This window comes from Xanthomonas nasturtii, assembly GCF_023337365.3.
In the GTDB taxonomy this organism is placed as follows: domain Bacteria; phylum Pseudomonadota; class Gammaproteobacteria; order Xanthomonadales; family Xanthomonadaceae; genus Xanthomonas; species Xanthomonas nasturtii.
Genome location: NZ_CP142084.2, coordinates 3961197 through 3974170, shown reverse-complemented (window position 1 = coordinate 3974170; position 12974 = coordinate 3961197). Strand labels below are relative to the sequence as shown.

Below are 12974 nucleotides of genomic sequence, written 5' to 3'. Positions count from 1 at the left end.
GAATGGTAGATCAGCCGCGCAGCATGGCGGAAATTTCCTGCGTACGCGTTTCCAGCAGTGCGGCATCGCCACGTGTTTCCACGTTCAGGCGCAACAGCGGCTCGGTGTTGGAGCTGCGCAGATTGAAGCGCCATTCGCCGAAATCCGCGCTGATACCGTCGGTGTAATCCAGCTCCGGCGACAGATCGGCGTAATGGGCCATGACGCGGTCCACCGACGCCTTGGCATCTGCGACCTTGAAATTGATCTCACCGCTACACGGGAATTTCTGCATGCGGGCCTCGACCAGATCGGCCAGCGAGCGGCCCGACTGCGACACCAGCTCTGCGATCAGCAGCCACGGAATCATGCCGGAATCGGCGTAGGCGAATTCGCGAAAATAGTGGTGTGCGCTCATTTCGCCGCCGTATACGGCATTTTCGCTGCGCATCTTTTCCTTGATAAAGGCATGGCCGCTCTTGCACAGCACCGGAATGCCGCCGGCTTCTTCGACCTGCTCGACCGTGTTCCAGGTCAGGCGCGGGTCGTGAACGACCTTGCCGCCCGGCTGCTTGGCCAGGATGGCTTGGGCCAGCAAGCCGACCAGGTAATAGCCTTCGATGAAACGGCCGGTGTGATCGAAGAAGAAGCAACGATCGAAATCGCCGTCCCATGCGATGCCGAAGTCGGCACCATGGTCCTTGACCGCCTTGGCGGTGGCGTCGCGGTTTTCCGGCAACAGCGGGTTGGGGATGCCGTTGGGGAAATTGCCATCGGGCTCATGGAACACGCGCACGAATTCGAACGGCAGATGCGGCGCGAGCAGATCCACGATCAGGCCGGCGCCACCGTTGCCGGCATTGACCACCAGCTTCAGCGGCTTGAGGGTGCTGCGGTCCACATAGCTGAGCAGGTGCTCCAGGTACGCGGTCTTGTCGGTGCGGCTCTGCTCGCTGGCGGTGGGTTCGCCTGCCGCCGCGGTATCGGCCGCGACTGTGTCGCGGATGGCGAACAGCCCGGTGTCAGAGCTGATCGGCCGGGCTTGTTCGCGAACCAGCTTCATGCCGTTGTAATCCATCGGGTTGTGACTGGCGGTCACCATCACGCCGCCGGCAGCCTTGAGATAATCGGTCTGAAAATAGACCTCTTCGGTGCCACACAGGCCGATGTCGATGACATCACGGCCGCTGGCGCGCAGGCCGGCCGAGAGTGCTTCCTGCAGCCCCGGGCTGGCCAGGCGCACGTCGTGGCCCAGGACCACGGGCCCCTGATCCAGCTGCGCCGCCAGCGCCACGCCGATGCGGCGGGCCAAGTCCTCGTTGAGTTCATCCGGCACGCGGCCGCGAATGTCGTAGGCCTTGAAGGCGGGTAGCGTCATGGGCAAATCTCTAGGGTGGGGGACACCCGAGTTTAGCGGCTGCGCCGTGTCTTGGGTGTGGCGGAATTGCGATCGGGGACAGGGAACAGTCAGCGGATAGAATGGGCGCTTCACATCAGCGAGGTGAGGGCGGTGATGCGCAGTGAAAAACGTGGTACGGCGAGCGGTAAACGCTATGCCGATGCCAAGGCAGCGCTGGATGGGGTACTGGCCGATGGTCAGACCCTGGCGGTCGGCGGCTTTGGCTTGTGTGGAATTCCGGAGGCACTGATTGCTGCCGTGCGCGACAGTGGGATCGGCGGGCTGACCGTCATCTCCAACAACGCCGGCGTCGACGGTTTCGGGCTTGGTCAATTATTGGCCACCCGTCAGATCCGCAAGATGATTTCGTCCTACGTGGGCGAAAACAAGGAATTCGAACGCCAGTATCTGGCTGGCGAGCTCGAGCTGGAGTTCAATCCGCAAGGCACCCTGGCCGAGCGTTTGCGTGCGGGCGGGGCGGGCATCCCGGCGTTCTACACCGCCACTGGCTACGGCACGATCGTGGCCGAGGGCAAGGAAATCCGCGAATTCGACGGTAAACATTACGTGCTGGAAACCGCGCTGCATGCCGATGTGGCGCTGGTCAAGGCGTGGCGTGCCGATACTGCGGGCAACCTGGTGTTCCGCAAGACGGCGCGCAATTTCAATCCGGCCTGCGCCATGGCCGGTCGCGTCTGCATTGCCGAGGTGGAGGACATCGTGGAGCTGGGCGCCATCGACCCGGATCACGTGCATCTGCCCGGTATCTACGTCGACCGCTTGGTGCTCAACGCCACGCCGGAAAAACGCATCGAACAGCGCACCGTGCGCGAAGGACAGCAGTAATGGCCTGGACCAGAGACCAGATGGCCGCGCGCGCGGCACGCGAATTGACTGACGGTGCTTACGTCAACCTGGGAATTGGCCTGCCGACGCTGGTCGCCAACCATATCCCCGACGGTGTGGACGTGTGGCTGCAATCGGAGAACGGCCTGCTCGGCATCGGCCCGTTTCCTACCGAAGACGAGGTGGACGCAGACCTGATCAACGCCGGCAAGCAGACCGTGACCGCCCGCGCGGGTGCCAGTTATTTCGGCAGCCACGACTCGTTCGCGATGATTCGTGGTGGCCACATCGACCTGGCCATCCTCGGCGCAATGCAGGTCACCGAGCGCGGCGACCTGGCCAACTGGATGGTGCCCGGCAAGATGGTCAAGGGCATGGGTGGCGCAATGGATCTGGTTGCCGGCGTCAAGCGCGTGGTGGTGCTGATGGAGCACGTCGCCAAGGACGGCAGCCACAAGATCCTGCGCGAATGCGACCTGCCGCTGACCGGCGTCGGCGTGGTGGACCGCATCATCACCGACCTGGCGGTGTTCGATGTCACTGCGGATGGATTGGTGCTGGTGGAGGCCGCGGACGGTGTGGCGGTCGAAGAGTTGCGCCAGAAAACTGGTGTGGAATTCGCTACGTAATCAAAGCTTCTTCACGTAGCGACTCGCATTGAGCAGCTATGCATGCAAGGCGCTTCAGGGCGCCTTACGTGCATAGCGGTATGGATCGGTTGCCTCAGGTTGAGTTAGTCCTGAGATCTGCTCGACCGTTTCGACACGATGTCCGGAGTGGGTGACGGCAACAGCCAGAAAGCGTTCGATCGCGTGGGCCAGGGTGCCATCGATCTGGCCCTGCTCGCTTTCGAATTCACCGGGATGCAAATGTGCATCCAACAATGGCCGCAGCGCTTCAAGTCTGGCCCAGAACATGCTGCCGGAAGCGAACATGCTGTTTTCGTTTACTGGATCCGTGCCGGTGCGGACAGCGAGGTAATCGAGTGCATCGGCATTGCCGCCAATAAAGTCTGCGACTGGCAAGAGGTGTTGCGCAGGCGCCGCAAGGCCAAGTAGCGGTTCGTTCGCGAATCCGCGCACGACTGCAGCAACGTGCTGTGGCGCGAGCAATGCAGACAGCATTTCACGCCGCCACATGTCTCCGTCCTCGCGATGGGTCGATTTTTTGGTGTGCAATTTCAAGACTAATTGCTCGCCTTCGTCGAGCAGTCGGTTGGCGACCCGCAAGAACGGAAGAATATCGCGGCCGCGATTCTCGAAGCCTTCCACCTGCGCCTGGACGCCGCGCTCTTGCAGGCGCTGGCGAACCTGCACCACTTTCGTGATATCCGTGGTGACGACAAGCCGCAGCGACAGCCCGCAGTGAGTAAGTGCATCGAGCATTTCATCCAGGACATCGAGGTACCAGACATGCAAGACCACGCAGGCATCGTGTTGATTCGATGAGGTGACAGATTCTGCGCTGTGTAGCAGCGCTTGCCGTGTCGCATCAAGCCACGCGTACCCGAGGCGAGTGTCCGGTTCGAGTACAGCGCCTTCTGCCCACTCGTTCCACGCGTTGATGAACACCAAGCGGTGCGCAGGCGGCGTATTGGTCAGACGGTGCCGCACGGTACGCATCAGCCAATCGCGGTAACGGCGCGGGGATGCATGCAGATAGACGCGCCCCTTGCCGGAGCGCCGTGGCTCGTTGTCCCAGCCAGGGTTTACGCCCGGGTACAAGGTGTACTCGCGCAGCGGTCGCTGCTCCATGTCGCGGGCAAGTTCCCGCCAGTCGAGTACATCGCCATCGAAGTCTGGATTGATCAAGCGCTGCCGGGCAGCCACCGAAGGTGGCGTGCTCATGTTCGGTGGGAATTCGACGGCAGCATCGAATCCGATATCGCGGGGATCGGGGCGTTCGAAACCCTGCACATACGCGAGGTGAATCTCGCCGATTCCATGATCGCGACACCAGCCCCGCCAGCGATCGGCTGTTTGTACAGGCTCAGGCAGCAAATGTGGTCGATACACCAATAGCACCGGCCGCCCTTCGACGCGCAGGTACTTGGGATTGCGCATGTAAGTTGCGACATGCGCGATAAAAGCCAGGTCGTCCTGCGCATCATGCGCCTGATCGATCAGGATATCGTCGCCGCGGCCATCCCAGCGGCGTGCCCACTTTTCGTTGGCCCAGCAAAGACAGAATGGAAGGGTGATCGTGTCATCTTCGTGCCACTGGGTGATCGGCATTTCCAGCAAGGTCTTGCCGGCAAACCAATAGAAATAAAAACAAAAAGCGCCCACACCGTACTCTTGCGCAAGGCGTGCTTGCTCGCGCATGACGTGCGGAGTGCGAAGGTCGTAGAAGCCCAGATCTGCCGGTAGCCTGGGTTGTTGATGGCCTTCGAATTGGGGAAGCGCACGGCTGACATTGCGCCATTCGGTAAAGCCCTTGCCCCACCACGCATCGTTTTCAGGGATCGGATGAAATTGCGGCAGATAGAACGCGATCAGCTTCGCAGGAAGCGTTTGAGGCAGGGTGGCAGTGCTGTAGGGGACATATCCAATCGCCGCTTCGTCGCCGCGTGCTACCGGCCGTCGCGAGCTGCCATGGCGTAGACGGCCGCGCGCGGGCTCTGGCACCCAATCCGCATGTCGATCCAGGAACCAGCCGCGCCAGCGGTCACGCGTGGCATCACTCAGCGGTATCGCACGAAATCCTGCACGCAACAGTGCGAACACATAAGTGCGCAGGCGCGACTGCATCGAGCGACCGGGCGCACTCACAGGTTTTGGTAGTTCGGGCCCGAACCACCCTCCGGCGTGACCCAGGTGATGATTTCGTACGGGTCCTTGATGTCGCAGGTCTTGCAGTGCACGCAGTTGGCGGCGTTGATCTGCAGGCGTTTCCCGGAGGGGCTGGCGGTGTCTGCGACCATTTCGTAGACATTGGCCGGGCAGAAGCGCGTGCAGGGGTTGTCGTACTCCTCCACGCAGCGGGTGGCGCACACATTGGTGTCCAGCACCTTCAGATGCACCGGTTGGTCTTCGTCGTGTTCGGTGGCGGCGAAATACACCGCCTGCAGGCGATCGCGTGGCGCGAGGTCGCGGGTGCCGTAGTCGCGCTCGGGTTGCTCGTACTCGCCGAGCTTGTGCAGCGCCGACCAGTCGGGTTTGTTCTGCAGCGTCCACGGCGAGGCACCCTTGACCGCGGTTTCCCAGGCAGCGTTGAGCAGGCCGAACCACAGGCCCTTCTTGAAACCGGGCTTGATGTTGCGCACCTGCTTGAGCTCGGCCATCGCATCGGAAGCGCGCAACTTGGCGTCGAAGCCTTGCGGCGCCAGCTGCGACTGCACCAGGTGTTCGGCGGCCAGCATGCCGCTGCGAATCGCCTGATGGGTACCCTTGATCTTGGGCACGTTGAGCAGGCCGGCGGTGTCGCCGATCAGCAAGGCGCCGGGCATCTCCACTTTCGGCAGCGATTGCCAGCCGCCGCTGACCAATGCGCGTGCGCCCGCCGAGAGAATGCTGCCGCCCTCCAGCAGCGGCTTGATCATCGGGTGGTTCTTCCATTGCTGGAAGGCTTCCCACGGCTGGTATGTCGGGTCGCTGTAGTCCAGCCCGCTGACATAGCCGAGCGCGATCTGGTTGTTGTCCAGGTGGTAGACAAAGCTACCGCCGTAGGTGTGGGTGTCGGCCGGCCAGCCGATGGTGTGCACGATCTTGCCCGGCGTGACGCGGCCTTCGGGCACCTGCCATAGCTCCTTGATGCCGATCGAGTACCCCTGCGGGTCGCTGTCGGCGGTGAGGTCGAAGCGCTTCAGCAAACGCTTGGTCAGGTGTCCGCGTGCGCCTTCAGCCAGCACGGTGACCTTGGCGCGGATGTCGATGCCGGCGGTGTAGCCGTGTTTGTGCGAACCGTCCTTGGCCACGCCCATGTCGCCGATGCGCACGCCGATGACCTGGCCGCTGTCACCATGCAGGGTTTCGGCAGCGGCGAAGCCGGGGTAGATCTCCACGCCCAGCGCTTCGGCCTGCGGCGCCAGCCAGGCGCACATGGCGCCCAGGCTGACGATGAAGTTGCCGTGGTTGCGCATGCCGGGCGGCACCACCGGGAACTTGCGTGCGCTGTCCTTGCCGAGAAACCAGAATTCGTCGTCGGTGGCGGCCACGCAGATCGGCGGCGGGTTGTCGCGCCAGCCGGGCAGCAGGGCGTCCAGCGGGCCGGGCTCGATCACTGCCCCGGAGAGGATGTGCGCGCCGATGGTGCTGGATTTTTCGATCACGCACACGCTGATGTTCGGATCGAGCTGCTTGAGCCGGATCGCGAACGACAGCCCGGCCGGACCGGCACCGACGGTGACGACGTCGTATTCCATGACGTCGCGCTCGACCGTCTCTGACGCTTGCGCGCCCACTCCCGCTTCCGACATTGCTCCGCTCCCGTTGGCTCGATGGCTGGTGTGCATTTTCCGGGATTGCATGTGACGGCGGCAAATCGCGTCGATTCATCCGCCTCTGCCGGTGCGCCTGGCCATGCGCATGCTAGCGTTTGCGCATGAAAATACGCGTTGCACTGCCGCAAGCTCAGATCCACTGGTGTCGCGGTTGGTTGCAGGCCGCGCACGCCGATGCGCTGATGCAGGCCTTGCTGGACCAGGTCCGGTGGGAGATCCATCGCATCCGCATGTTCGGGCGGGTGGTGGATTCGCCGCGTCTGAGCAGCTGGGTCGGCGATGCCGGTGCTAGCTATCGCTACTCGGGCACGCAGTTCGCACCGCAGCCGTGGCTGAAGGCGCTGCAGCCAGTGCGCGCCCGTCTGCAGGATGAAACCGGTTGCCCGTTCAATAGCGTGCTGGTCAATCGCTATCGCAGCGGAGCCGATGCGATGGGCTGGCACAGCGATGACGAGCCGGAGCTGGGCGCACAGCCGTTGATTGCCTCGGTGAGCCTGGGCGCGACGCGGCGTTTTGCGTTCAAGCATCGTGACGATACAGCCGTGAAGCAGACGCTGGAGCTAGGCCACGGCGATTTGCTGCTGATGGGCGGCGATACCCAGCGTCATTACAAGCATGCCTTACCGCGCACCGTAAAACCCATCGGCGAGCGCATCAATCTGACGTTTCGCCAGATCGCGACGCGCGGCCTGGAGCGCTAGTTCGGCTGTCGCGGTGGCAGCGGACGCGGCAGGCTCTGGCTGTCCTGCTGCCCGGTGATCAGCGTCCAGCCGACCAGCTCGGTAGTGACCTGGGTCATCGCCTGTTCGAATGCTGCCGCAACTGCAGCGGTGTCGGTGCCGGTGGACGGGCGTGCAACCAGGAAGGTGCGCGAGGCGACCACGCGTTGATCGGCCGAATGCAGCAATTTGGCGTTGAGTTCGATGGTGGCCGAGGGCAGCGTCTGGCCGGCGTAATCGGATTCGAAGCGGCGCAGGTCGATCGCCAGTTTGTAATCGGATCGGATGCCGGTGCCGACATGGGCCACGGCGGCGATCTTGCCGGAGTCCTCGAAGGCGCGTACCACGCTGTCCTCCAGCATGTCGGTCGCTGGCTGCGCCCAGCCGGCGCCGTGATAGACCTGCAGTTCGCCAGGGGTGGGGCGCACATTGATCCGCGGGCTGTCGATGACGCGTGCGGCGCTGGGTTTGGCCACCACCAGCTGCCAGGTCACCTGCGGCCAGGACGGATTCGGGGTGATCCGCACGGTGGGGGCATAGATCGTGGCCGGCTTCTGGTCGCCGCCGGTCAGGACCGAACAGCCGCCCAGCGCCAGCAACGAGACGCATAGCAAGGGACGCAACAGGCGCATGGCAGTCATTTCGGTTCGAACTCCTTGGGTGCGTCGCGGCCGAGCAGGTAGCGCGCAGGGTTGTTGTCCAGTTTGTCGCTGACCCGGCGCAGGTCGCGAATCAGGCCGCGCAACTCGGTCAGTGTCGGTCCGAGCTGGCCCAGCCCGTCGTTGGCAAAACTATTGATGGCGGCGCGGTTCTCGCCAAGGATGTTGTCGGCGTTGCCGGCGGCCGAATCCAGCTTGACCAGGGTTGCGTCCAGCTTGTTCAAGATGCCCGGCAGCTGCTGCACCAGGTTCTGGTCCAGCCGCTTGATGGTGCCGTTGGTGGTGGTCAGGGTGGTATCCAGATTGCGTGCGGCATCGCGTGCGCTGACGATCAGCGCCTGCATGCCTTCGTCGCGGTCGGCGATGCCGCCGCTGATCTTTTCCAGGTTTTGCAGCGTTGCCGAAATGCTGGCCACGTTCTTGTCCGAGAGCATTTCGTCCATGCGCTCGACGATGCGGTTGGCGGTGTCGGTGATGTTCTGCAGCGCCGAGGGCGTGGTCTGGATGATCGGCGCATCGCTCTTGTCGATGGTGGTCAGCGACGGCGCCTCGGGCGTGCCGCCGGAGAGCTGGATGATCGACGGGCCGGTCAGGCTGGTGATGGCCAGCTTGGCGCGGGTGTCACTCTTGATCGGCGTGGTGGAGTTGACACGCACGTGCGCGACCACTTGGCGCGGGTCGTTCGGCGCCAGCGTCAGCGCGGTGATCGAGCCGACCGCGATGCCGTTGTACTGCACCGGGCTGCCGACCGACAGGCCGGTGACCGCCTCGCGGAATACCACCCGGTATTGCTGCCAGGTGCGGTCGGAGGAGTATTTGGCCGCCCACAGACCGAACAGCAGCAGGGCCAGGCCCGCCACGATGGTGAAGGCGCCGATCAGGACGTAATTGGCTTTGGTTTCCATGCTCAGGCGGTCTCGGTGGAGTCGGTCTTGGCCGCGCGCGCGGCGCGGGCGCGCGGACCGTGGAAGTATTCCTGGATCCAGGGGTGGTCGAGTTGTTCGACTTCGGCCAGCGGCGCGTTGGCGATCACCTTGCGATCGGCCAGCACCGCGATGCGGTCGCAGATGGCGTACAGCGTATCCAGGTCGTGGGTAATCAGGAACACGGTCAGGCCCAGCGCCTGCTGCAGGGTGCGGATCAAGCGGTCGAAGGCGGCCGCGCCGATCGGGTCCAGGCCAGCGGTGGGCTCGTCCAGGAACAGCAGCGGCGGATCCAGTGCCAGCGCCCGCGCCAGGCCGGCGCGCTTGCGCATGCCGCCGGACAATTGCGAGGGCAGCTTGTCCAATGCATCGGCAGGCAAGCCAGCCAGCTTGATCTTCAGCAGCGCCAGTTCGAAATACCAGCGCTCCGGGAACTCGCCGTGATGCTCCTTCAACGGCACCTGCACGTTTTCGCCAACGGTCATCGACGAGAACAGCGCGCCGTCCTGGAACAGCACGCCGGTGTTGCGGGTGATGTGTTGACGGTCGGCGAACCGGCCCGAGCGCGCATCCGCACCCAGCACCTGGATGCTGCCGGCATCGGGCTCGCGCAGGCCCAGGATGCTGCGCATCAACACCGATTTACCGGTACCCGAACCGCCGACCACGCCAAGAATCTCGCCGCGGCGCACGTCCAGATCCAGATCTTCGTGCACGGTCTGGCTGCCGAAGCGATTGGTCAGCCCGCGGACGGAGATGGCCAACTGGTCGTCGTCGGCCTCTGGGCCGGGAGTGGGGAGTGGGGATTGGGGATTGGTCACAGCACAGCGCTTCCGGATATCAGGCCGCTGGCTGCGCGTCTGCTTCGTGCGAATCCCAAATTCCGAATGTCGAATCCCGGCTCCATCACCACCCCATCTTCATGAACCACAACGCCGCAATCGCGTCGAGGATGATGACCAAGGAAATGGTCTGCACCACCGACGAGGTCGTGCGCTCGCCCACCGATTGCGCGGTGCCGCTGACCTTCAGGCCTTCCAGGCAGCCGATCAGGCCGATCACCAGCGCGAACAGCGGCGCCTTCGACAACCCGACCAGGAAATGCCGCAACTGGATGGTGTCGTGCATGCGCGCCAGATACATCTGCGGCGGAATATCCAGATCGAAGGCGCCCACGGTGACGCCACCGGCCAGGCCGGCAATCATCGCGATGAAGGTCAGCAGCGGCAGGGTGAAGATCAAGGCCAGCAGGCGCGGAATCACCAGCAGGTCGATCGGGTCCAGGCCCAGCGTGCGGATGGCATCCACTTCCTCGCGCGATTTCATCGCACCGATCTGCGCGGTGAAGGCGCTGGCGGTGCGGCCGGCCAACACAATTGCCGTCAGCAGCACCGCGAACTCGCGCAAAAAGGCGATGGAGACCAGTTCCACCACATAAATTTCCGCGCCGAAGTCGCGCAGGATGGTCGAGCCCAGGAACGCGATCACCGCGCCCACCAGGTACGACAACAGCACCACCAGCGGCACCGCATCCAGGCCCACCTGCTCCATGTGGTGCACGGTGGATGTCAGGCGGAAGCGGCGCGGCTCGTGGATCAGCCGCCCGATCTTGACCAGGTTCTCGCCCAGAAAACTGTTCAACTCGAGAATGCCCTGGCCCACGCCATGGGTGGTGCGGCCCAGGCGGTCCAGTGCGGCGACAAAGCCGTAATCGCGTTTGGGCTTGGGGCGCTCGTCGTTGAGTTCTTCGATGGTGCACACCAGCGCCTGGTGTTCATCGCGGAAATCGATCGCGTCTTCCTTCAGGCCCATGCGGCTGGCAAAACGCAGCAGCTGCAGCACGCCGGCCGAATCCAGTTGCCCGATGCCGCGCGCGTCGATGCGGCGCACCCCGTCGGGCACGGCCTGCAATAGTTCTGCCTGCGGCAGGGCGGTCGCCAGGACCCAACTGCCAGCGAGGCGGAGCTGTGCCTGATCCTGCGAGTCTTGTTCGATGCGTGGAGGTTGCGGTTTGATCATGGGTGGCCTGTCCGTGGCGCCAGCATACAGGGCCGATGTGAGCGAAGGATGGGGACGCGAAAGGAAGCGGTCGGCATGCAGCCGGCGATGAGGGCGCCGGCCACACGCGCTGCGGCATACACTGGCGGCCTCGCCGGACACGGCATTCTTCCAATCCAACCCGCCACGCATGTCCGCTGCCTCCGTCGTCCTTCCGTCCGCCAGCGCCACCTACGCCCAGCGCGTCGCCTTCGTGTCTGAGATCGCCGGGCGCCTGCATTCCTATGGCACCACCGCGCAACGGCTGGAGGCGGCGGTGATCGGGCTGTCGCAGAAGCTGGGCCTGGACTGCGAGCCCTGGTCCAACCCCACCGGCATCATCCTGAGCTTCAGCGACCCGACCAAGGCGATCGGCTCCAGCGACATCACCCGGGTGATCCGCCTGGCCCCGGGCGAGAACGATCTATACAAGCTCAGCGTGGCCGACTACGTGGCCGACGGCGTGGCCAACGGGCGCATGAGCATTGCGCAGGGGCATACCGCGCTGCGCCGGCTGGACCGCGAGGTGGACCGGCGCGGCAAGACCATGCAGGTGCTGGCGTTCGGGCTGGCCGCCGCCGGTGTGGCCGGGTTGTGGAAGCTGCCCTGGCTGGATATCGCCACAGCGGGGGCGATCGGCATGTCGATCGGCCTGCTCACCCAGTACACCGACAAACGCGCGGCCACCAAGGAGGCTGGCGAAGCGCTGGCCGGCCTGCTGGCCGGTGTGGTGGCCGCGCTGGTGGCGTCGTTGGTGGGGCCGTTGAACCTCAATACGGTGATCATCGCCTCGCTGGTGGTGCTGCTGCCGGGCATGTCATTGACCAATGCATTCAACGAGCTGGCCAGCCAGCACTGGGTCTCCGGCACGGCGCGGCTGGCCGGTGCGGTCACCACGGTGCTCAAGTTGACCGTCGGTGCGGTGATTGCGGTCACGCTGACCCAGCTGGTTGGCCTGCATCCGCAGGTGGCCGCATTGCGGCCGCAGGCCGGCTGGGTCGAATGGGCGTCGTTATTCGTCGCCGCTTATGCGTTTGCGGTGTTGTTCAAAGCCAATCGACGCGATTATTTATGGATCATGGCCGCGGCCATGTCCGGGTATGTCATCGCGCGTTATGCAGGACATGCCTGGGGCGGTCCTGCCGGCGTCTTCGCATCGGCCATGGCATTGACCGCTGCCGGAAATCTGTTCGGGCGGGTGGTGCACAAACCCGGTGCGCTGATCCGTTTGCCCGGCATCATCATGCTGGTTCCCGGTAGCGTCAGTTTGCGTGGCTTTTTGACCCTGGTGCAGCAACAGGATGTCAGCGTGGGACAAGCCGCGCTATTGGCGGTGACCAATATCGTGATGGCGTTGATGGCCGGATTGCTGTTTGGCAATCTACTGATTCCGGCCCGCAAGAATTTATGAGCGGGGAAAACACCGCGCAATAAAAAACGCCGGCAATGCCGGCGTTTTTTATTGGTTTGAATCAAGCCGCCTTGGACTTCTTGGTCGCGCGCTTGGTAGCGGCTTTACGCGGTGCTGACTTCTTCGCTGCTGCCTTCTTTGCAGCGCCCACCTTGCTGATCAGAAAGTCTTCCACTTTCTTGCCGGCAGCGGTCAGCTCGGCCAGCCAGCGCGGCTGCTTGCCACGGCCGGTCCAGGTTTCCTGGGCATTGGCGGGGTTGCGATACTTCGGCGGCACCTTGCCCAGCTTGCGGCCGGCACGCGGGCCCGGCTTTGCGGCACCGGCCGGACGGCCCGGGCCTGCACTGGCGGAAGCGCCAAACAATTCTTCAATGGAATAACCCTGGGCTTTTGCAGCGCGGGTCAGCTGGGTGCGGACCTTGGCGATCGGAGCGCGCTTGGCAACCACGGTCTGCTGCTTCTTTGCATTTTTGATCAGGGCACCCAACTGCTTGGCCGACAGGCCACTAAGATCGATCGACATCACGACTCCGGAAGATGAGAGAGAAAGAATGCCGGTC

The 12974-nt window shown here is 63.8% G+C and carries 12 protein-coding genes; 4 read left to right on the top strand and 8 right to left on the bottom strand.

Annotated elements, in window-relative coordinates; all coding sequences use genetic code 11:
• Positions 1-10: 10 nt before the first annotated feature.
• Positions 11-1357, bottom strand: a complete 1347-nt coding sequence (locus tag M3O59_RS17265; protein ID WP_064635189.1) for a phosphohexomutase domain-containing protein — start codon at positions 1355-1357, stop codon at positions 11-13.
• Positions 1358-1492: 135 nt separating this feature from the next.
• Between M3O59_RS17265 and M3O59_RS17260 the strand changes: the two genes are divergently transcribed.
• Complete coding sequence (locus tag M3O59_RS17260; protein ID WP_064635190.1) at positions 1493-2224, top strand: CoA transferase subunit A; 732 nt, start codon at positions 1493-1495, stop codon at positions 2222-2224.
• Complete coding sequence (locus tag M3O59_RS17255; protein WP_064635192.1) at positions 2224-2853, top strand: CoA transferase subunit B; 630 nt, start codon at positions 2224-2226, stop codon at positions 2851-2853. Before M3O59_RS17260 ends, M3O59_RS17255 begins: the two co-directional genes overlap by 1 nt.
• 54 nt (positions 2854-2907) lie before the next feature.
• On the opposite strand, the gene M3O59_RS17250 is transcribed toward M3O59_RS17255, so the two are convergent.
• Complete coding sequence (locus tag M3O59_RS17250; protein ID WP_064635194.1) at positions 2908-4995, bottom strand: glycoside hydrolase family 99-like domain-containing protein; 2088 nt, start codon at positions 4993-4995, stop codon at positions 2908-2910.
• A complete protein-coding gene (locus M3O59_RS17245) occupies positions 4992-6641 on the bottom strand; it encodes an electron transfer flavoprotein-ubiquinone oxidoreductase (RefSeq protein WP_249054562.1) in 1650 nt (549 codons plus the stop codon). The genes M3O59_RS17250 and M3O59_RS17245 overlap by 4 nt, the downstream gene beginning before the upstream one ends.
• A 125-nt stretch (positions 6642-6766) precedes the next feature.
• Here M3O59_RS17245 and M3O59_RS17240 point away from each other — a divergent pair, with 125 nt between their 5' ends.
• A complete protein-coding gene (locus tag M3O59_RS17240; RefSeq protein ID WP_064635198.1) occupies positions 6767-7366 on the top strand; it encodes an alpha-ketoglutarate-dependent dioxygenase AlkB family protein in 600 nt (199 codons plus the stop codon).
• Here M3O59_RS17240 and M3O59_RS17235 read toward each other — a convergent pair.
• From M3O59_RS17235 to M3O59_RS17220, 4 genes are all read right to left on the bottom strand, one after another.
• Positions 7363-8025 carry an ABC-type transport auxiliary lipoprotein family protein gene (locus M3O59_RS17235; RefSeq protein ID WP_064635200.1) on the bottom strand — a complete coding sequence of 221 codons (663 nt, stop codon included), beginning with the start codon at positions 8023-8025 and terminating at the stop codon, positions 7363-7365. The two genes, M3O59_RS17240 and M3O59_RS17235, sit on opposite strands and share 4 nt — an antisense overlap.
• A complete protein-coding gene (locus M3O59_RS17230; protein WP_064635202.1) occupies positions 8022-8948 on the bottom strand; it encodes an MlaD family protein in 927 nt (308 codons plus the stop codon). The genes M3O59_RS17235 and M3O59_RS17230 overlap by 4 nt, the downstream gene beginning before the upstream one ends.
• A 2-nt stretch (positions 8949-8950) precedes the next feature.
• Positions 8951-9787: an ABC transporter ATP-binding protein gene (locus M3O59_RS17225; RefSeq protein WP_249046945.1), complete on the bottom strand. Its 837-nt coding sequence runs from the start codon at positions 9785-9787 to the stop codon at positions 8951-8953.
• A gap of 85 nt (positions 9788-9872) precedes the next feature.
• Complete coding sequence (locus M3O59_RS17220; RefSeq protein ID WP_064635207.1) at positions 9873-10985, bottom strand: MlaE family ABC transporter permease; 1113 nt, start codon at positions 10983-10985, stop codon at positions 9873-9875.
• Positions 10986-11154: 169 nt separating this feature from the next.
• Here M3O59_RS17220 and M3O59_RS17215 point away from each other — a divergent pair, with 169 nt between their 5' ends.
• Positions 11155-12414, top strand: coding sequence for a threonine/serine exporter family protein (locus M3O59_RS17215; protein ID WP_064635208.1), 1260 nt, complete (start codon positions 11155-11157; stop codon positions 12412-12414).
• A gap of 61 nt (positions 12415-12475) precedes the next feature.
• On the opposite strand, the gene M3O59_RS17210 is transcribed toward M3O59_RS17215, so the two are convergent.
• Positions 12476-12937 (bottom strand): H-NS histone family protein, encoded by a 462-nt coding sequence (locus M3O59_RS17210; protein WP_064635210.1) that lies wholly within the window; start codon positions 12935-12937, stop codon positions 12476-12478.
• Positions 12938-12974: the final 37 nt, after the last annotated feature.